15 protein-coding genes are annotated in these 20292 nt (G+C 45.2%); 14 read left to right on the top strand and 1 reads right to left on the bottom strand.

All coding sequences use genetic code 11. The features are described from left to right. Positions 1 to 159: 159 nt before the first annotated feature. The 9 genes from A8708_RS15595 (at position 160) to A8708_RS15560 (ending at position 11496) form a co-directional block, all read left to right on the top strand. Positions 160 to 4356, top strand: coding sequence for an endo-1,4-beta-xylanase (locus tag A8708_RS15595; RefSeq protein ID WP_068664951.1), 4197 nt, complete (start codon positions 160 to 162; stop codon positions 4354 to 4356). A gap of 6 nt (positions 4357 to 4362) precedes the next feature. Further along, positions 4363 to 5391, top strand: a complete 1029-nt coding sequence (locus tag A8708_RS15590; RefSeq protein WP_068664949.1) for an alpha/beta hydrolase — start codon at positions 4363 to 4365, stop codon at positions 5389 to 5391. A gap of 226 nt (positions 5392 to 5617) precedes the next feature. Continuing rightward, positions 5618 to 6454, top strand: coding sequence for an AraC family transcriptional regulator (locus A8708_RS15585; protein WP_068664947.1), 837 nt, complete (start codon positions 5618 to 5620; stop codon positions 6452 to 6454). A 278-nt stretch (positions 6455 to 6732) separates the two neighbouring features. Continuing rightward, entirely contained in the window at positions 6733 to 8097 is a 1365-nt protein-coding gene (locus A8708_RS15580) for an ABC transporter substrate-binding protein (protein ID WP_068664945.1), read from the top strand. A 46-nt stretch (positions 8098 to 8143) separates the two neighbouring features. Beyond that, positions 8144 to 9055, top strand: coding sequence for a carbohydrate ABC transporter permease (locus tag A8708_RS15575; protein ID WP_204787548.1), 912 nt, complete (start codon positions 8144 to 8146; stop codon positions 9053 to 9055). Beyond that, positions 9055 to 9603, top strand: coding sequence for a carbohydrate ABC transporter permease (locus A8708_RS36145; protein ID WP_204787546.1), 549 nt, complete (start codon positions 9055 to 9057; stop codon positions 9601 to 9603). Before A8708_RS15575 ends, A8708_RS36145 begins: the two co-directional genes overlap by 1 nt. Continuing rightward, positions 9582 to 9890: a carbohydrate ABC transporter permease gene (locus A8708_RS36140; RefSeq protein ID WP_239696708.1), complete on the top strand. Its 309-nt coding sequence runs from the start codon at positions 9582 to 9584 to the stop codon at positions 9888 to 9890. The genes A8708_RS36145 and A8708_RS36140 overlap by 22 nt, the downstream gene beginning before the upstream one ends. A gap of 35 nt (positions 9891 to 9925) precedes the next feature. After that, positions 9926 to 11059, top strand: a complete 1134-nt coding sequence (locus A8708_RS15565) for a Gfo/Idh/MocA family protein (RefSeq protein WP_461824335.1) — start codon at positions 9926 to 9928, stop codon at positions 11057 to 11059. Continuing rightward, a complete protein-coding gene (locus tag A8708_RS15560) occupies positions 11056 to 11496 on the top strand; it encodes a NanQ anomerase/TabA/YiaL family protein (RefSeq protein WP_068664941.1) in 441 nt (146 codons plus the stop codon). Before A8708_RS15565 ends, A8708_RS15560 begins: the two co-directional genes overlap by 4 nt. Positions 11497 to 11573: 77 nt before the next feature. On the opposite strand, the gene A8708_RS15555 is transcribed toward A8708_RS15560, so the two are convergent. Then, a complete protein-coding gene (locus A8708_RS15555) occupies positions 11574 to 12392 on the bottom strand; it encodes an AraC family transcriptional regulator (protein ID WP_204787543.1) in 819 nt (272 codons plus the stop codon). A gap of 203 nt (positions 12393 to 12595) precedes the next feature. Between A8708_RS15555 and A8708_RS15550 the strand changes: the two genes are divergently transcribed. From A8708_RS15550 to A8708_RS15530, 5 genes are all read left to right on the top strand, one after another. Next, entirely contained in the window at positions 12596 to 14062 is a 1467-nt protein-coding gene (locus tag A8708_RS15550; RefSeq protein ID WP_239696706.1) for a sulfatase-like hydrolase/transferase, read from the top strand. Positions 14063 to 14146: 84 nt separating this feature from the next. Beyond that, positions 14147 to 16474, top strand: coding sequence for a helix-turn-helix domain-containing protein (locus tag A8708_RS15545; RefSeq protein ID WP_068664937.1), 2328 nt, complete (start codon positions 14147 to 14149; stop codon positions 16472 to 16474). A 150-nt stretch (positions 16475 to 16624) separates the two neighbouring features. Next, positions 16625 to 17575 carry an ABC transporter permease gene (locus A8708_RS15540; RefSeq protein WP_068664935.1) on the top strand — a complete coding sequence of 317 codons (951 nt, stop codon included), beginning with the start codon at positions 16625 to 16627 and terminating at the stop codon, positions 17573 to 17575. A 22-nt stretch (positions 17576 to 17597) separates the two neighbouring features. After that, positions 17598 to 18464 (top strand): carbohydrate ABC transporter permease, encoded by an 867-nt coding sequence (locus A8708_RS15535; RefSeq protein WP_068664933.1) that lies wholly within the window; start codon positions 17598 to 17600, stop codon positions 18462 to 18464. 29 nt (positions 18465 to 18493) lie between these two features. Beyond that, positions 18494 to 20029 (top strand): extracellular solute-binding protein, encoded by a 1536-nt coding sequence (locus A8708_RS15530; protein WP_068664931.1) that lies wholly within the window; start codon positions 18494 to 18496, stop codon positions 20027 to 20029. Positions 20030 to 20292: the final 263 nt, after the last annotated feature.

Below are 20292 nucleotides of genomic sequence, written 5' to 3'. Positions count from 1 at the left end.
TGACAGGTCTCAGACGGTAAGAATGGTGCTTGCACTAGGCATTCTCCTCATAATTGCAGGGGGATTATGCTTTATTTTGAGTATGTAAAGCCAATAAACTAAGTTGTAGAATGAAGTTGATCAGACTTGTAAGCGATTGCAATAAAGAGGAGGATGAGAATGCTTGTGAGGAAACAATTTAATTTATGGATGGTAATTGTACTGCTGTTCGGGTTCAGCTTGCCCCCACTTCTAGTGCCCGTTATGGCATCGGCTGCCGGCAATACGGGCGTATTGTACCAAAGCTTTGAAGACGACCAATCTGGTGGTTGGGTTAAGGTATCTTGGATGGGAGATGGAACCATTGCCGTGACGTCTGCGACAGCCTCTGATGGCTCCAAATCCTTGTCGATGACGAACCGGGCTGGGAGCAATAGCTCCCCGCTCCTGGATTTGACTTCTTATACGCAAGCTGGCCATACGTACGATTTATCTCTGAAGCTTAAAGTCGGAGGAGGCATCGATTCTTTCCATATCGCTTCCAATATTGATGCTGCTTCACTTACCAATAAGTATCCTTGGCTGGTAGGTAATACATCGGTTAGCTCCACCGATTGGACCACATTTGAAGTGAAGGGATACGAGCTGCCGGGGGATACAAAGGGCTTCAAAATATGGATAGAATCGGATGCAGCTTCCACCACTACGGAGGATCTCTTTATTGATGAAGTACAAGTAACGGACGTCACGCCGACTGCACCATTTGATTCGGGAGCAGTTGACCAAGCTGGAATCCAATCCGCTTTTGAGGATGGACAAGGAAATTGGGTGCGCAGAAACGGGTCCGGAAATATGGCTATATCAACCTCCGACAATCACACTACAGGCGGCTCCAAGAGCTTGCTAACCACGGTATCAGAACAATATGACGGTCCTTTACTGAATGTCCTTGGCAAGATGTCTAAGGGCTACAAGTACAATTTGTCCGCGTGGGTCAAGATGGCTCCCGGGCAGTCTCCAACAGTATTGCGGCTCTCAGTTCAGAGCGGGGATAGTACATATACGAATGTTTCATCAAACGTGACGGTAACTTCTGATCAATGGGCACAGTTAACGGGTACTTTTACCGTGGCAACCACTCCGACTGTAATGAATGCCTACGTGGAAGTAGCGAACAAGTACGAAGATGCTAGGTCCTTCTATACGGACGATTTTGATTTGTCCTATGGGGGTCAAGTATCAGGACCAAAGCCGATTCAGACGGATATTGATCCCCTGAAGGATATCTATGCAGACAACTTCGTAATCGGTGCTGCCGTAACGGGAGATCAGCTTACTTCCGATGTTCACACGCTTCTGGATTATCACTACAGTTCCATCGTAGCTGAGAATGCTACAAAGCCGGGTTCTCTAGAACCGGCGGAAGGGCAATGGAACTGGACGGAGGCAGACAAGATCGCAGCATATGCCAAGGCCCACAATTTAAATTTCCGACTGCATACGCTTGCTTGGCATTCGCAAGCTGCGGAATGGATGTTTAAGGATGAGCAAGGTCAACCGCTTGCAGCTACACCAGAGAATAAACAGTTGGTGCTGGACCGTTTGACTGCGTATATCGAAACCGTGGCGCGTCACTACAGATCTATGGATGTGCCGATCCATGCCGTCGATGTGGTCAACGAAGTGATTGATCCTGGACAGCCGGACGGCATGCGCAAGAGCGAGTGGTATATGCTGACTGGCTTGGATTTCATTCGTACAGCCTTCAGGGTTGCTCGTCAAGAGATGCCAGACGCTAAACTGTATATCAACGATTACAGTACGCAGGATCCGGCCAAACGCGACTACTTGTTTAATTTGGTGACCAAACTGAAAGACGAGGGGGTTCCAATCGACGGTGTGGGTCATCAAACGCACATCAGCATTGGCGGCCCCTCCATCGAGCAAATTTCTGATTCCATACGGAAATTTGGAGAAGCCGGCTTCGACAATCAAATAACGGAACTTGATATTTCGGTCTATACCGACAGCAACTCTACTAGCTATGATGAGTCCAGCCTTGTGAAACAAGGCTACCGTTATAAGCAATTGTTCCAAGAGCTTGTTAGGCTGGACAATGAGGGGAAACATGCTGCCTCGAACACGCAGGCCTATAATCCTAACGGATGGATCAGCAATGTTACGATATGGGGGATTGCAGATGACCATACTTGGCTTGATAATCAAGGTGCAACCCGCAAAGATGCTCCTTTCCCATTCGATGTGCAGTATCAAGCCAAATATGCTTATTGGGGTATGATTGAGGCGGTAAAGGCGCTGACACCATCTCATCTTCCGATTACTGCGCAGACAGCACATACAGCGAAAGGTACACCCACTCATGCTTCAGATCCGGTTTGGAACACGGTTCCAGCATTGAAAACGCAACAATTAGGCACCCTGCAAGCTGAAGTGAAAACTTTGTGGGATGAACAAAATATGTACGCCCGCGTAGCGGTCAAAGACATGAGCGTAACGGCAACGGATCACATAGAACTCTTCATGGATAACAATGGAATCAAGAAGTATACCTTCACAAGAAATGATGCTCGAATTACGGAAGAAACCGATGGTTATGTGCTTCAAGCCGATATTCCATTGGCAGGAGGAGCCTTGGGCAACAAAGTGAAGTTCGATGCAAGAGTTACCGATATGGGGTTTAATGACGGTACGGAGCATGGGAGCAACGGCGTCATCGTTTCTTGGAGTGATCCACGGAACATTCAGGATAACGATGTACTTGGCTATGGAATCCTGACGTATATCGATGCGGTAAAAGCGGCCAGTGCTTCTTATGGAACTCCTGTAATCGATGGTGAAATGGACAGCAAGTGGGCGAACGCACCCGTTTATACGACTGATGTGATAGTGGAGCAGCATAACAATGCAGTCGCGAAAGCTCAATTGCGTGCCATGTGGGATGTTCAAAACCTCTATGTCTATGCCATTGTGTTAGACAGCAATTTGAGCGATGCCAATGCCAATGCATGGGAGCAGGATTCGGTGGAAATATTCGTTGACCAGAACAACGGAAAAACCGACATCTATCAAGGCGACGATGGTCAATACCGGATCAATTTCAAAAATGGCAAGACCGTTGGCGGCCATGCCACCTCTAATAACTATACATCGGCTACCAAAATTGTGGATGGAGGTTACGTTGTAGAAGCAGCTATAGCGCTCGATACGATTACGCCACAAGCTGGAAACGTAATTGGATTTGACCTCCAGGTTAACAATGATCAGGACGGAGGAAGCCGTGACAGCGTATTTTCTTGGAATGATCCGACAGGGCAATCCTACCAGAACACTTCGCGATTTGGCGTTTTGAAGCTTGAACAAGTTCAGGCATCTGATTCGTCGACGTCGTATACGTCCTCTGTCACTACACCCGTACCTGAAGGGGCGGTTAAGGTGCAGGCAGATACAGGCGGCAAGGTAGCAAATAATGGGGCGGCAGTTAGCTTGCCGGCAGGAGCCTTAGGCAGTGACATATTTGTTAGTATTAAAAAGTTGAGCGACACTGCACAGCTGAAGCCCGACCCAGATTTGAAGCTTGCTGGAGATGTGTACGAAATTATCAAAGACGTAGCAGGACCGTTCCAGAAACCAGTTACGATCACCCTGCCGTTCAACACCAGCTTGTTGGACGATAAGCATGAACTGGCAGTGTACTGGTACAACGAAGAAACCGGCAAATGGGTCAAACTGGACGATAGTAAGATTGACCGAGAGAAAGGCACGGTTTCTGGCAGTGTGACGCACTTCACCAAGTTTGCCGTATTGGCAACAGAAAAGTCCGCATCTGTCCAACTTCCGACCTTGACCGATATTAAAGGACATTGGGCGGAAGCAGATATCCTAGAACTTGTAAAATCAGGAGTGATAGACGGCTATCAAGACGGCACATTCCAGCCTCATGCAACGGTAACAAGATCCGAGTTCGTAGCCATGATCGTCAGAGCGTTTCACCTGACGGCAACAGGAGGAACTGGATTCTCCGATACCGGCAGCCATTGGGCGGTGGACGCCATTGCAATAGCATCCGCACTGGGTATCGTAGACGGTTATGAAGACGGGACTTTCGTTCCCAATGACAACATCACCCGGGAACAAATGGCCGTAATCCTTGCACGTGCTGCACAGTTGGCATCTTCCACCAACAGTTTGGACTATAAGGATAGTGGAGACGTCTCCGCCTGGGCACAAGGACCAATTGCGGCTTTGACAACGAAGGGTATACTGAACGGCTACGAAGACGGTACGTTGAAGCCGAAGGCTTATAGCACTCGTGCGGAAGCGGCGGTTATTGTCATTAGGATTTTGAAGGGACAATAAGAATCCATGGACAATATGAATGCGACGGCAGTGCCTATCGAGTATTCGAGGTCAGTTATGGAGGAGCTTCGGGGGACGGTACAGGAAGTTTCCTATCAGGTAGGCAACTATATTGATTTTTCTCGACAGTTTGTAACAGATCGGAATATCAATAGGAGTGAAGCAGGGAGAGAAACGGTTGCAGGAGAAAGCATAATGAAGAAATGCAACGTTTACTTACCTGCTGCTTATAACCCAAATGACCATTCTGTCAGATACAATGTCATGTATTTGCTGCATGGTGTAGGCGGAGATCAGTATGAGTGGTTAAGCAGCAACGTGACAGTGGACGGTCGATTTGTCATTTGCAATCTATTGGACCATCTCATTGCAAAAGGTGAAATTGATCCATTAATCGTCGTATTCCCTAACGGAAGAAGTGCGCATGACTGGATAGACACATCCTTTAATGCGGAAGGAACCCATATGCTCGGATTCTATTACTTTGATTATGAGTTGAGATATGATCTGATCCCATTTATAGAATCCAATTACCTAACCTCCGCAGATATAACAGCGACCTCCCATGAAGCCATTATATATAACCGAATGCACAGAGCAATTGCGGGGCTTTCGATGGGGGGCATGCAAGCCTTGAATCTGATTCTTGGTGGTTACCGGCATGATTCGATACGATTTACTCACACGAAGAGTCCTTGGGACAACGGGTTGGATAAGACGGTGCTCGCACCAGGGATGATAGATTTGTTCGCTTATGTAGGAGCTTTTTCAAACGCTCCTACATCAAGCGATGGCAAGACACTTGGAGACAGTCTAGCATCATCCGTCCACAAGCTTCATTTGCTATACCTCACCTGCGGCGATGCAGACGGAATTGCTGTTGACAGCTATACCAAATCAGTGGGTGAACTTAAATCTCAATCGGGGCAACAGCTTAATCAATTTTATCAAATCCTGATTAAGGATGGCGTTCATGATTTCCATGTTTGGAATCATGGTGTCTACAATTTTAGTCGATTGCTATTCAGGAATTAAGAGATACGGAAATATGTCGATGAAAACCGCGTTCCTTCCTTTGGGGGAACTCGGTTTTATTTTTGGGGTAACGAGTGCTATGCTGTTCGACGTCCTCGGTAGCGAGGATATCGAGCTGGTGTAGATAAATAGCAGGGAAAGATTTAATTTAAACTTACTTTTGGTATACTATTTTAAACCATCCATTGTTGTAGGAGAGACTAAAAATAAACCAGGAGTGATTACGATGCCAGAAAACGATATCTTGCAGGCGCTGCGGTTAAATTATTTGTATGCAGAGAGATATAGTTTCCCTAAAGGGTGGAATTTTCACGAGTCGATGATCCCGTATTCGATGATCCGATTTATTGAAAAGGGTAAGGCTATATTTATGATTGACGAAAATACGTATCAACTGGATAAGAATGATATGATTTACATTCCTCAAGGAAGTGCACTGTCGTGTCAGGCGTTGACGGATGATTTTACATTCATGAGTATACGTTTCACAGCTACTTTTCCACTCATTGATAGTGAAGTTTGGTCTGAAATCTTTGGGTTTGATACGAAATTGACGTGTACAGATCCACAAATCAACTATTATTTTCACAGCATTATCAGAGAGAAGGATTCAACTAACAGGGGGAAGCATTATACACTTAGGGGTTACCTGGAATTAATTGTAGGTTATTTTATTAGTTCATCTGAAGCATTTTCAGTGAAACCGAATAAACATAAAAAATTGAAATTGGATAGAAAAATCGATAACCGGGTAGAGCTCGTTTTGGAATATATGCTGAACAACTATAAAACCACGATTAGCATCGAAGAATTGAGCAAGATGGTAAGTCTCAGCACCTCTTCTTTTCGCAGATTGTTTAAACAGCACACAGGTAAATCGCCAAGTGACTTTATTACTGATCTTAAAATGGTTGTAGCGGCCAAGAAAATATTGGAAACGGACGAGCGGATTTCCGATATTGCGTATCAAGTCGGAATCGAAGATCCGAATTATTTCTCTAGGGTGTTTAAAAAGCATTTCGGAGTAACGCCGTTCTCATATCGCCAGTTGGCAAGAGAATAGTCAGATTATTCATTATTATGATCGAATTGTGCTAGTATTGGTTGGTTTGCTATGTGTTAAAGCGGATTTGTTTCCGTTAGTATTAGGGATAGAAAATGAATGTTGATAAGTGAAATGCCAATTAATAGGCGATTATCAGCGTATACGCTATTGGAGGTAATTGGTGTTCGGGGCCTTTCTTAGTAAGGTTACAATTGTAATGTTCATTTCTGGTAGCATTATTTGATCGTAAGTTTTAAGGGGTTTGTTATATTCCAGTATCGGAGAGGGGTCAAACAATGAAAAAGAAATTAGCGCTCGTCCTACTCGCTTCAACCGTACTTGCAACCGCTTGCAGCAATGGGAATGAGGAATCTAATGCTTCGCCCGATGTCAACAAAGGAGCAACTACGACGTCGGCAGCGCCACTAAAAGGGGAAATTGTACTCTGGCATTCTTTTACGCAAGGGCCAAGAAACGATTATATGAAACAAGCAGCTGAAGATTTTATGAAAAAGAATCCGGAAGTCAAGATTAAAATTGAGACATTCTCATGGGGGGAATTTTACACGAAATGGACAACGGGTTTGCTGTCAGGGCAAGTACCTGATGTGAGTACAGCCCTTCCGAATCATGTCGTTGAAATGTTGAATTCCGAGGCCATTATTCCAATTAACGATGTGATTGATAAGATTGGAAGAAGTCGTTTCTACGAAGCTCCTCTGAAAGAAGGCACGAAGGATGGTAAAAATTACTCCATTCCGATCTACTCGCACGCTCAAGTTATGTGGTATCGCAAAGATTTGTTAAAAGCCGCAAACCTGGAAGTGCCCAAAACATGGAACGAACTGTTTGAAGCGGCTAAAAAAGTTAACAATCCGCCAAACGTTTATGGTTTGTCCGTTCCAACTGGATCTGGTGATTTGATGGCAACCCGATTCTTGAACTTCTATGTGAAATCGGCTGGAGAGACGCTGATTACGAAAGATGGGAAAGCGAATCTGACAAGTAAAGCCGCACTCGACGGAATTAAATATTGGGTTGATATGTATAGAGCGACATCTCCAACCGGTTCAATTAACTTCAAGGTATTAGATCAAGCTACGTTGTTCTATCAAGGCAAGACGGCTTTCGACTTTAATAGCGGCTTCCAGATTGGCGGGGTTGAAACGAACTCCCCTGCTTTATTAGACCAGATTGATGCAGCTCCAATGCCGAAGTTAAATGCTAGTGATGCGGACCGTGGCATCGAAACTTCCAATATTCCAATGGTCGTATGGAAAAACAGTAAACACCCGGAAATTGCCAAAGCTTTTATTGAAAGCTTGTATGAGAAAGACAAGTACATTAAATTCTTACATTCTGTACCTGCAGGCATGCTGCCAGCTATGAAGGATATTGCCGAAGATCCAGCGTTCCTCGACAACCCGACGATCAAGAAATTCAACAATGCAGTGAAAGTTATCGGTAATGCAATAAACAGTGGAACTGCGATCGGTATGGAAAATGGTCCTTCAGTCCAATCAGGTATAATTACGAGTCAAAATGTGATTGAAATGATGTTTCAAGATATTATCCTGAAGAAAGACAAGACTAGTATTGAAGAGGAAGCTAAAAAAGCCGAGAAGAAATTAAATGATTTATTTCAAACGGCAACCAAATAGTTAAATGGAGGGGGAGGGGCTTCCTCTTCCTCTTTATTAACTTCTCATGAGTGGAGTGAACCGGATGGACACTAGAAGGTTGAAAAGATTGAATTCGACGGGTTTATTATTCATCTTGCCTGCGGTTCTAATTGTGGTAGTACTGCTGATTTACCCTATTATTTCAAGCGTTTACTTCAGTTTTACCTCGAAAAATCTGATTAAAGTGAATTATACGTGGGTATGGTTAGATAACTTTACATGGGTTCTTACCAACCCGGATTTTTACCATGCATTTGTGAACTCCATCAAATGGACGGTATATTCAATCATTGGTCAGTTGTTCCTTGGTTTTGCCAGCGCGCTGGCGCTCAATAAAATTCCAAGGTTTTCCGGCATTTATCGCACCTTATTAATCATTCCTTGGGCATTCCCAGCTATAGTCATCGCATTTTCATGGAAATGGATTTTAAACGATGTCTATGGTTTCATTCCAAATTTGTTAACTACGATGGGGATTACAGAGAACAATATTAACCTTTTTGCAGAACCTGACTATGTCTTTGCAGCGGTAGTTTGTATCAATATATGGTTCGGTTATCCCTTATTTATGGTCAATATCTTGTCTGCGCTCAAAACAATTCCAAGTGAGCAATATGAAGCTGCTGTCATGGACGGGGCAACAGCTTGGCAATCGTTCTGGTCGATTACGGTTCGCCATATTAGGGGCGTCATCGGGCTATTGCTAGTGCTTAGAACCATTTGGATTTTCAACAACTTTGATCTTCTGTATTTAATGACGGGCGGTGGCCCATCGGATATTACCACGACCTTGCCCATTTTCGCGTATAAAGCTGGTTGGGGGATGAAGCAGCTTGGCGTAGCCTCTGCGATAACGATTATCTTGCTGCTGTTTCTGCTTTGTGTTTGTTTGGTATATTTCAGATTCCTGAATAAATGGGAAAAGGAGGATCGCTAATGAATCGTGTAGGCTCAAGTAAGCTCGCAATGTCCTTCTTATATGTTTTACTCACGGTACTTGCCCTTATAGCGGTCTTTCCTTTGATCTGGATTATCCTATCCTCTTTCAAGTCGTCCGGCGAAATGGCCAGTCATCCATTGGCGTTTTTTCCAAAGTCTTTTACGTTATCGTATTATGACAGGGTTTTGAACAATATGCACTTCACGACCAATATTAAAAACAGTTTGCTGGTTTCCTTATCGGCGACATTAATCACGATAGTCGTATCCTCGTTGGCTGCTTATGGTATTGTTCGTTTTTTCCCAAGGGCAGGGAGGAAGATGACCAAACTTTTAATTACAACGTATATGTTTCCGCCTATCTTGCTAGCTGTGCCCTATTCGATAATAATCGTCAAATTCGGATTGATGAATACATGGACAGGGCTTGTCATCACCTATTTATCCTTCTCCATTCCGTATGCCATATGGATGCTGACCGGTTTCTTCCAACCGTTCCTGTTGAAATTGAAGAGGCTGCCAGAGTGGATGGTGCTGGGAAACTAAGAACTTTCGTTGGAATTGTGCTTCCGATTGTCGCACCAGGCGTTGTAGCGACAGCTATCTATACGTTCATTAATACATGGAATGAATTTCTATTCGCCTTGCTGCTCATCAACAGTTCAGCAAAAATGCCGATTTCCGTGGCGTTATATTCACTGACCGGTTCGGAAATTCTGGATTGGGGAGAGATGATGGCAGCTTCGGTTATTGTTATCGTTCCATCTATCGTATTTTTCATGTTGATTCAAAAGAAGATTGCCGGAGGGCTGTCAGACGGTTCTGTTAAATAAATATATAAAGTGATTTTTCGGGAGGAGTTTCATCTATGAGCACAATGAGCACAGTGAATTATGGCGTTATAGGTACAGGTTATTTTGGTGCAGGGTTAGCCAGATTAATTAATCAGTTGGAAGGTGCCAAGGTTGTAGCGGTGTATGATCCGGAGCATGCGGAGTCGGTTGCCAACGAGTTAAACTGTGATATTGAAAAAGATATTGAATCCTTGTGCAGCAGACCCGACGTACATGCCGTTATTGTAGCATCCCCTAACGGATACCATAAAGCGCCTGTTGTATGCGCAGCTGCCCACGGGAAACATGTATTTTGCGAAAAGCCAATCGCGCTATCCTACGAGGACTGTAATGAGATGATTACGATAACAAAGGAAAACGGACTTATTTTCATGGCTGGCCATGTTATGAATTTCATGAACGGTGTGCGAACTGCGAAGAAATTAATCAATGAAGGAAGAATCGGCGACATTCTGTTCTGCCATTCTGAGCGCAACGGCTGGGAGGAAGCGCAGACCGAGGTAAGCTGGAAAAAGAAGAGAGAAATTTCGGGGGGGCACCTCTATCATCATATACATGAACTGGACTTTATCCAGTTTCTCATGGGACCTGCCGAAAGAGTTTGTATGACAGGGGGGAATGTTGCTCATCAAGGAGAGCGATTCGGCGACGAGGACGATATGCTGTTCATTTCTCTAGAATTTGCCAATCATCGATACGCAACGCTGCAATACGGTTCCGCATTCAGATGGAGCGATCATTTCGTCAAGATTCAAGGAAGCAAAGGAGCCATTCTCATCGATATGCAGGATGTCAAAGTAGTCCTGAAAACGCCGGAAGGTGAAGAACGATTCCTGCTTCACGAATCGAAGGAAGTGGATGAAGATCGCACGCGTATTTACAAAGGGTTGGAGATGGATGGAGCGATTATGTATGGAAAACCGAGCGCTATACCTCCGTTATGGCTGAGCGGCATTATGCAGAAGGAAATGGTTTATTTTCATGGCATTATGCAAGGATCGCCTGTGGAAGATGAATTCAAACCGCTGTTGGATGGAACGGCAGCCAGAGCGGCGATTGCAACTGCAGACGCCTTAACTATATCGCTAAAGGAAGACAGGAAGGTTAGCGTGAAGGAAATTACCGATAAAAGGAAGGTAAACGTATGATCTACGACAAGATAACGAATTTGGATCGGTATGCCTTTGCCAACCCGAGACTTATGGAAGCCGTTCAGGATATTCAAAGCAACCTACGAGAAATGACGTTTGCAACAACAAGTTTTACCAAGAACCAAATCACGTTTACAACAAGTCCGAAAGAAGAGAAACGTTTTGAAGCGCACAAGAAATACATTGATATTCACTTGGTTTTAGAAGGAAGAGAGTATGTTGAAGTTTCCAATACGGATTGTTTAACCAATCTAACGGAATATGATAGCCAGAGTGATATCCATTTTGGCGATGTAGCCTCAGAACATAAATTTACCGGGTACTTAGAAAATGGATACTTTCTGATTTGTTTCCCGGAAGATACGCATTTGGTGGGGGCGCACGAGCATCGAGAAGTTGAAGTAACCAAAATCGTTTATAAAATTGCTTTCTAACGGGAGAAAGAAATGAACTCATAAATTCAGGGGCACAATGGGGTAAGCCTAGTTGTGCCCTTTACCTTTTGCGCAAATCAATAAACCGTTAATCGCATCTGTTTCCGATAGGCTTGTGGACTCATCCCAGCAGTATTACGAAAAGCGCGACTAAATTCGCTAAGTTCGTTGTAACCAACACGTCGAGAGATTTCGTTAATGGACAAATCAGTCTGAACGAGCAACTCCTCGGAAATCTGGATTCGATGGTTTCGCACATACTGAGAAGGTGGTTGTCCCATCTCTTTCCGGAATAAATAGCTGAAATGACTTCCACTTAAATAAACATGAGCAGCCAACTTTTCTAGCGGGAGTGATTCATAAGCATGCTCCTGGATATAAGCACATACTTTGACAATCCGAGGATCGATGGTGGGAAGTGGATTCGGCAGTTGTGGTAGAAGTAATTCCATTAATAGTGCAAACCATTGCTGGACAGCTCCTTGAACCCGAAGCAGTCCGAGTGATGTGATTAGTTGAATGTGCGCGTCAACGTGTCTTTGCAGTATGGTGGCAAATTGCTCGAATAAGACGACAGATGTCATCCATAGTTCAGAAAGTCGAGTAACAGCACTACTGTCTGTCAATTTGGTAATTAACGGAAATTCATATGATTCATGAAATTTGAACGGTCCAAGCTTAATCATACAGCTGAGTGATAAGTAACTTATAGGATCGCCAGACTGTTCCGCGTGAAGCTGGTAGGGTACACCTGGGGGAAATACAATGAGATCGCCTTTACGAACAATATGCATCTCATCCTCGATTTGAATCGTACGAATCCCATCTAGAATGAGCCAGAAGACGGGGATTGGATTTCTTACAGGACCGAAGCTGAAATCATGTGGTTTTAACATATGTCGAATCCAAGTGGGTTGAAAACTAAATTCTAGCCGTTGTGAATCAGGATACAGAATAAACAATAGAGGACCTCCCACTCGCAGACATCGTAAGAATTGTCAAATATACCGTTGATTGTGACATGGAATCTACGTGTTGTAAATAGTACGTTATAGTTGGGGAAATTATTGTACATTACACTTATGGAGGCGTTGATTTCGTGGAAAAAACCAATCAGAAACCAAACATTGTGTTTATTCTTGCAGACGATATGGGAAGCTGGGCGCTTGGTTGTGCCGGTAATAGTGAAATACGTACACCAAATCTAGATCGACTCGCTGCGGAAGGCATGCGTTTTGATAACTTCTTTTGTACCTCGCCGGTCTGCTCGCCAGCACGTGCGTCGATATTAACTGGAAGAATCCCGTCCCAGCATGGGGTTCATGATTGGATTCGCTCAGGCAATGTCAACACGAGTGAATTAAACGAACAGGTACGAACGGAACCTGTGTTTGCCGATGAGCGGACCGCGGTCGATTATTTAGCAGAGCAGCCGACATATACGGAGCTGCTGGCTCAAACCGGATATGCCTGTGCATTAAGCGGCAAGTGGCATTTGGGCAACAGTACAGTCCCGAGAAAAGGATTCGATCGCTGGTTCTCAATCGCCAGAGGCGGCTGCTCCTATATGAGGCCCGATATCGTGGAGAACGGAGAGGTAAAAATCGTAGACGGGTACGTAACCGACATGATTACGGACAACGCAATGCAATTTTTGGACGAAATGTCGTACTTGGGCTCTCCATTTTATTTGAGCGTTCATTATACAGCGCCGCATTCGCCTTGGGATCGGTCAGAGCATCCGGAATCTTTTGTCGCGCTCTATGAAGATTGCCCGTTCAATTCAGTGCCTGAGCTGCCGTTACATCCGAACCAGGCACGCACCGCACCGACAGGAGAAGGGGATAAACGTAATGAGCTCTTGCGTGGATATTACGCATCCGTCACAGCCATGGACGAAGGAATTGGCAAGATCATGGACATGTTGGAAGAACGGGGGCTCCGTGATAATACGTTGATCGTGTTTACGGGCGACAATGGTATGAACATGGGCCATCATGGAATATGGGGAAAGGGAAATGGTACATTCCCTTTCAATATGTATGATACATCAGTAAAGGTACCTGCTATTTTTAGCCATATTGGTGTTATTCCTGCGGGGCAAGTACAGCATGAGTTGATTAGCCAATATGACCTGTTCCCTACATTGCTCGACTACGTTGGGTTATCTAATCCCGAACAAGAGCGGCTGCCAGGTCGAAGCTTTTACGATCTACTAGTAGAGCGTACAGGTGAAGGTCGAGAGGACATTGTCATCTATGACGAGTATGGGCCCGTTCGAATGATTCGCACCCGAGAGTGGAAATACGTACATCACTATCCGTATGGGCCACATGAGCTGTATGACCTAGTGAATGACCCGGATGAGAATATGAATCAGGCTGAGGAGAGTGAGTATCAAGCTGTGATAGAAGAACTCCGAATGCGCTTGGGAACTTGGTTTAGCAAATATGCCATTCCAGGGAAGGAAGGTATCTCTGCGCCAGTTACAGGGCTCGGACAGATGAGGCCGCTCGCGCCAGGGGTGATAGAAAGTAGTGCGTTTAAGCCGTTAGTGAAATCGTAGATTTGAAATGCTGTCTGCTGCACACATGGTGCATGCCATACGATAAGCTGTCGCTGAAACGGCCACAGATGAGGGGGGGGTCCGATGAAACGATCCATCTATATCCGGTTGCTGTTTCATTTGACAGTTGCTGTCGTTCTGATTACTTGTCTGGCGGGGGCGCTCGTATATCGCTACACGACAGCTATGCTGAAGGATGAAGTTATCGGTGCCAATAACGAATTGTTGTTGCAGACGAGCAAGATTGTCGATCAATCGCTTGGCGAAGTTCAGCAAATCGCTACGACGCTAGCATTGAACAGTGATGTTCAGAAATCAGTTTGGTTTCCGTGGAATTTAGAAGAAGAATATCGGTTTCTGAAAAATACAGGAGCCCTGTTCGATGAACGAATCAATTCATCCAATTATATGCACTCCATTTATTTGTACAGTTCTGTCAATCGGAAGTTAATATCGAGTTCAGGTATTACCGACATGACCGACTTTTCATACCGACAGGTATTGGAACGTTTTGTAGAAGGGCGGAGCACATCAGCCTGGGTAGCGGCGAGCATGTTGAATGCCGAAGGGGTTCGAGAAAACGTCATTAGTTTTCTAATTACCGTCCCGTTCAATAGCGTGGATAAGAAAGGCGTCTTGCTGATTAACCTTAAGGAAGATGTGCTCTATAATGCTGTTGTTAATACGAACAACCGGAAACTTGGCAATGTCGCGGTTCTGAATGGGAACGGCGAAGTGCTGTCTTACAAAGATAAGAGCATGCTGCTCGAACCGTTCGAGCAGGCGGATATCGAACGAATTCGCCATGATAAAGAAGGCTATTTCGTGGAAACAATCGGTGGTAAGAAGGTGTTCGTATCATTTCTGAGCTCATCGTTCAACAACTGGATATACATTACGTTAAATCCACACGGGGAGCTATTCAAACGCTCCAATGAAGTGATACGGATTACACTTCTCATCTCAGTAATCAGCTTGGCAGTAGGCGTGTTCCTAATGGTAGTTGTCTCGAGAAGGCATTATCAGCCTGTCCAGAATATGGTGCAAGCGCTCGTATCTTACATGGAGAAGCCACTGCCAAAGGCTAAATACGGGGATGAGTTCGGATTTATCCGCGAATCGATCGATCGGCTGCATCATGAAAATGAGGAGTTCAAGACTAAGTTTCGCGGCCAGGAACTCATATTAAGGGATCATTTCCTGCTGAATCTGCTCTCAGGCAAAACCGCCGATCAGGCAGAAATGATCAGGCAGTTGAACTATTATCGTCTTGATCTAGAGCCAACCCATTTTCTCGTGATGGCAATTCGGGTTCATTTGAACGGAGATATGCTCAGGTCTCCTGACGAACAGTTACGTAACCTGATCCACTTCCAGATTCGCACCATCTGCGAGGACGCTATCGCTTTATTTGGCAAAGGGGCCTACATTAGCTGGTTTCATAAGCATGACGTCATCATTCTCAACACGGGACATTGTGATTTGACCACCCCTGCTACTGACAAGGCGAAGGAACTTGCGTTTCGCGTCAAAAGCGAGGTGACTTCGAAACTGGAAGGTGTCAACGTTACATTCGGAATTGGCGGGAACTACGAGCTTATTACGGAAATACCGCTTTCCTATAATGAAGCAACTGAAGCACTTCTGCACGAAAGAATCGCGGGGATTGGAAACATACTGTCCATTCACGACTTGAACGTCAATCGTGCCAATCGGAACCACTTTATCGCGTACCGCCAGCATGTAGATAAACTTGTCGGCGATCTGAAGTCTGGCCATTTAGACAAAGTCAAAGACACAAAAAATAGCATCATTAATCAACTCGAACATGACGGTCATTTCGGACTCAATTACAAAAATATGATCTTGTTTCACTTGCTGAACGCACTCTTGACGGTATGGGTGGAGCTTGCTGTATACGGTGAAGAACCAGTTGAGCAAGTCAACCGATGGCATTACGAATTCGCCAAACTTCAAAATTTAGAAGAAATCAGTCTTTGGCTAGACGGTATTATTACATATATCGCTGATGATCTGGCGCATAGGCGAGATAATAAAAACGCGGAAGTTATCGCCAAGTTGGTGGCGTATATCCATAATCATTACCGTGAGCCACTCGGTCTTCAGATGCTAGCCGATATGGCCTACATGAATAGCCACTATGTTTCGAAGCTGTTTAAGGAAATGACGGGATCTACGTTTATCGATTATTTGACGGATACGCGCTTCCGTGAAGCGTGCCGGCTCTTAAAGGAGACGGACCGCAATATTAATGATATCGCCGAAGCAACGGGGTTCGGACAGAAGCAGAATTTGATTCGCACATTCAAAAAAATAATAGGTCAGACGCCGACCGAGTATCGGAATCGGGACGTATTAGACCGATTGGAGAGCTTGAATAGGAACGATTGAATCCAATCCGATCAATTGATACCTAAGAAAAACGACAAATGAAACCGTTACTAACAATTGAATCTTGAGGACGCCTCCCCCTTCACTTTATGCTCGAACTGCATACAAAACCTGCAGATAACAAGCATAAGGAAAGGGGGAGTTTGGTCTATGGCAGTACCAGCGACCACATCGTGGGCAAAAATCAATATTCAGAGAAGGGTGTTATGGAAACGCATCGTATCCAACCGCTTTATTTATTTGATGCTTGTGCCTGCGATTGTTTATTATGGTGTCTTTCATTATTACCCGATGTATGGCGCCCTGATCGCGTTCAAGCAATTTAGCATTACGAAAGGGATTATCGGAAGTCCATGGGTAGGATTGAAGCACTTCGAGGCGTTGTTCGCGCTCGATAAGTTCTGGCAAGTGTTTTGGAATACAATTGTGATCAGCTTGTACAGGCTTGTTTTCGGCTTTCCGCTGCCGTTGTTGGTGGCGGTATTAATGAATGAAGTACGTAAAATGGTATTTAAGCGCACGGTGCAAACGATTATTTACTTGCCACATTTCATTTCCTGGGTCATTCTGGGCGGGCTGTTAATCAATCTGCTGTCTACCGACAGCGGTGTTGTGAACAACGCGATCCGTTCGCTTGGCGGAGATCCGGTAGGCTTCCTGACGGATGAAAGCTATTTTCGCAGCACGCTCGTCTGGTCGATGATCTGGAAGGAGTTCGGTTGGAACACAATCATCTATATGGCCGCACTCGCAGGAGTCAATCCACAGTTGTATGAGGCCGCATTGGTGGATGGGGCCAACCGATGGAGGAGAATCTGGCATATTACGCTGCCGTGCATTCGCAGCACAATTATTATTTTATTGATTTTGCGAATTGGCCACTTGATGGAGGCAGGTTTCGAACAAATATTCGTGTTGTACCATCCCGGCGTTTATCAAACATCTGATATTATCGACACCTATGTGTATAGGATTGGGCTAACTGAGGGACGGTTTAGCCTGGCTGCAGCTCTCGGATTATTTAAGTCGGCAATTAATTTCGTCCTGCTAATTATTGCAAATCGAATGGCGCGCATGATGGGTGAGCAAGGTATTTACTAAAACGGAAAAGGAGGAATGCAGCATGGTTCGTAACAGTCTCGGCGGAAAATTATTTAACGCAACGAATGTTATATTTTTGGCGTTGATCACGCTGTTGACACTGTACCCGTTCTGGGACTCGCTCATCGTCTCGATCACACCGATGCAAGAGAGTATGTCATCCAGCCTTCATCTCTATCCGAAAGCGATTACATTCGAAGCTTACAGCTATATTCTCGGTCTGAAGCAGTTGTGGGTTTCATACAAAGTCAGTCTCATCATTACGATATTTGGGACAGCCATCTCTATGATAGCAACCACTTTGGCTGCTTACGCACTCTCCAAGAAGCAATTGCCTGGCGGACGTATCATCATGTTCATGATCGTATTCACGATGATGTTCAGCGGGGGGATCATCCCGAACTATTTGGTAGTCAAACAGCTTGGAATCATTAACTCGATGTGGTCCATGATGATTCCCGCAGCGATTCAGACATATAATCTGATTCTGATGCGCAGCTTTTTCTCATCCGTTCCGGAAAGCTTGGAGGAGTCTGCCCGCATTGACGGCTGCCATGATATTGGCATATTGCTGCGCATCATCGTCCCATTGTCGATGCCAGCCATCGCCACCATATCTTTGTTTTATGCGGTGTCGAAGTGGAACGAATTTTTCACAGCGGTTATGTATGTGACAGATAAGGAAATATGGCCTCTTCAGTTATTTATGAGGTCCATGCTCATTGATAACGAGGCCGCTTTTCAATCTGGAGGGGACAGTCCCTTTCTGCTCGGTCAATCGATTAAGATGGCAACGATCATGATTTCTACTATACCAGTCATGCTTATCTACCCTTTCTTTCAGCGATATTTCGTGCAAGGGGTCACTCTGGGAGCAGTTAAGGAATAAGGGTTCGTAATAGAAGAGGAGGATAATCGATGCTAAAAAATAATAAATGGCTTGCAATTGCCCTTACGGGGGTGCTCGCGGTATGTGTATCCGGTTGTGGAAATTCCGAGAATGAGTCTGTAGCCGGCGCTGCTGGAACGAATAAGGAAGACCAAAAGGTCAAAATCGTATTTCTGACCCCGGGTGACGGAGCCGCTAAGGCAATTAATGCAGGGGACCGAATTATTTCCGAAATCAATAAGAAGCTCGGGATCGATCTGGAAGTCAAACTCGTGCCGGAGAACGGCTTTGAGAAAATCAACGTTGCCATGGCAACGGGAGACTTGCCTGATATCGTGACCATCAACTATCCGTCTCCATCATTGAACCAATGGATTACCGAAGGCTTGCTCTTGCCATTAAATGACTATTTGTCTGTCATGCCGACGGTGAAGGAGAAGCTCGAGAAGCAACTGTCCTGGACTGCCGTTAATGGTAAGTATTACGGATACCCCTTCATTGAGGAGCGCTCGAACACCACGGTCGCTTACCGCGCGGACTGGCTTGAAACACTTGGTCTGAAGGAACCCCAGACGCTGGATGACTTCTACACGGTGCTCAAAGAAATCGCGACGAAAGATCCCGACAAAAACGGAAAGGCCGATACGTACGGACTGACAGGCAGCAAAAGCACTGGATTCAACGGATCGTTCAATTTCGTCATGTTTGGTTATGGTTTACCTTATGGCGATTGGGTGCTGGACAGTGCAGGTAAGGTCGTTCCCATATTTGAGCATCCTGCTTTTAAACAGAGTGTTCAATATTTGCGTAAATTGTGGGACGAAAAGCTGATTGATCCGGAATTTCTGCTGAACGATACGCAGCAGCGGGAGCAGAAGTTTTTCCAAAGTAAAGTCGGATTTATGGGTACTCCGCTGTTCCGTCACGTGAACCGTCTGGAAACGAGCTTACAAAAAGTGAATCCGCAAGGAAAGCTTGGATTTATGGCACCGCCGGCTGGACCGGAAGGCAAGCGAGGCATGGCGAGTGCGCCGAAGGGCGGGCTGTTCACAGCCATTACCAAAAACGCCAAAGATCCGCAAAAAGCGGCGAAACTAATCGAATTTATGCTTTCTAAGGAAGGTCGAAGCTTGCTGGAGCTTGGCATCGAAGGCGTTCATTATACGAAGGCAGGCGATAAAATTACGTACAATGAAGAAGAACGGGCCAAAGACGGGTTTGCCTCTAGCGGCTGGTCGCATCCTCTCGCGTGGGGCAGTGTCGTTTGGCCGCTTACAGAAAATTATTTGCCTCAAACAGAACCTCAGGCTGACCGTGCGAAGCAATCCGTAGATATTGCGACCAAATACCTGGTCCCTAATCTCGTCAATGTGACGACCGCAGAGGAAGTAGAGATGGGCAGCGTTTTGGGCGAGCTATTGGGTCAATATTATCTCGACATGATCGCCGGCAAGAAGGACATTGACACTGGATTAGCCGAGCTATCCAAGAAATGGCGTGATCAAGGCGGCAACAAAGTTCTGGAAGCAGTTAACAAGGCATATCAGGCACAGCAAAAGAAGTAAGAGAATCGCTTGGTATGTGCAACCTAAAAAGGGCCGTCAGGATGAACTTCCTGACGGTTTTTCTTGCATTGGGGTGCAAAACGCTGATAGTGAGCGTAGTCCGATTTTGGAGACTGTCGATTAACAAATTATTGTGAGTATCCTAGCACCAACTTATCGCTTCCATGCCATGGAACAGATCCTCATGCGTAAAAATAACATTATGAAATCATCTTATTTGCTCGCTTGGTAGAGAATTCCGAAGAATAGCGTTACGACACAGT

This window comes from Paenibacillus oryzisoli, assembly GCF_001653565.1.
In the GTDB taxonomy this organism is placed as follows: Bacteria; Bacillota; Bacilli; order Paenibacillales; family NBRC-103111; genus Paenibacillus_E; species Paenibacillus_E oryzisoli.
The sequence above is the reverse complement of the archived record's forward strand: the minus strand, read 5'-3'. Positions and strand labels throughout refer to the sequence as shown.

Coding starts and splice junctions, on each gene's coding strand:
- A8708_RS15595 (WP_068664951.1), top strand. CDS start 160: ATGCTTGTGAGGAAACAATTTAATTTATGGATGGTAATTGTACTGCTG.
- A8708_RS15590 (WP_068664949.1), top strand. CDS start 4,363: ATGGACAATATGAATGCGACGGCAGTGCCTATCGAGTATTCGAGGTCA.
- A8708_RS15585 (WP_068664947.1), top strand. CDS start 5,618: ATGCCAGAAAACGATATCTTGCAGGCGCTGCGGTTAAATTATTTGTAT.
- A8708_RS15580 (WP_068664945.1), top strand. CDS start 6,733: ATGAAAAAGAAATTAGCGCTCGTCCTACTCGCTTCAACCGTACTTGCA.
- A8708_RS15575 (WP_204787548.1), top strand. CDS start 8,144: ATGAGTGGAGTGAACCGGATGGACACTAGAAGGTTGAAAAGATTGAAT.
- A8708_RS36145 (WP_204787546.1), top strand. CDS start 9,055: ATGAATCGTGTAGGCTCAAGTAAGCTCGCAATGTCCTTCTTATATGTT.
- A8708_RS15565 (WP_461824335.1), top strand. CDS start 9,926: ATGAGCACAATGAGCACAGTGAATTATGGCGTTATAGGTACAGGTTAT.
- A8708_RS15560 (WP_068664941.1), top strand. CDS start 11,056: ATGATCTACGACAAGATAACGAATTTGGATCGGTATGCCTTTGCCAAC.
- A8708_RS15555 (WP_204787543.1), bottom strand. CDS start 12,392: ATGTTAAAACCACATGATTTCAGCTTCGGTCCTGTAAGAAATCCAATC.
- A8708_RS15545 (WP_068664937.1), top strand. CDS start 14,147: ATGAAACGATCCATCTATATCCGGTTGCTGTTTCATTTGACAGTTGCT.
- A8708_RS15540 (WP_068664935.1), top strand. CDS start 16,625: ATGGCAGTACCAGCGACCACATCGTGGGCAAAAATCAATATTCAGAGA.
- A8708_RS15535 (WP_068664933.1), top strand. CDS start 17,598: ATGGTTCGTAACAGTCTCGGCGGAAAATTATTTAACGCAACGAATGTT.
- A8708_RS15530 (WP_068664931.1), top strand. CDS start 18,494: ATGCTAAAAAATAATAAATGGCTTGCAATTGCCCTTACGGGGGTGCTC.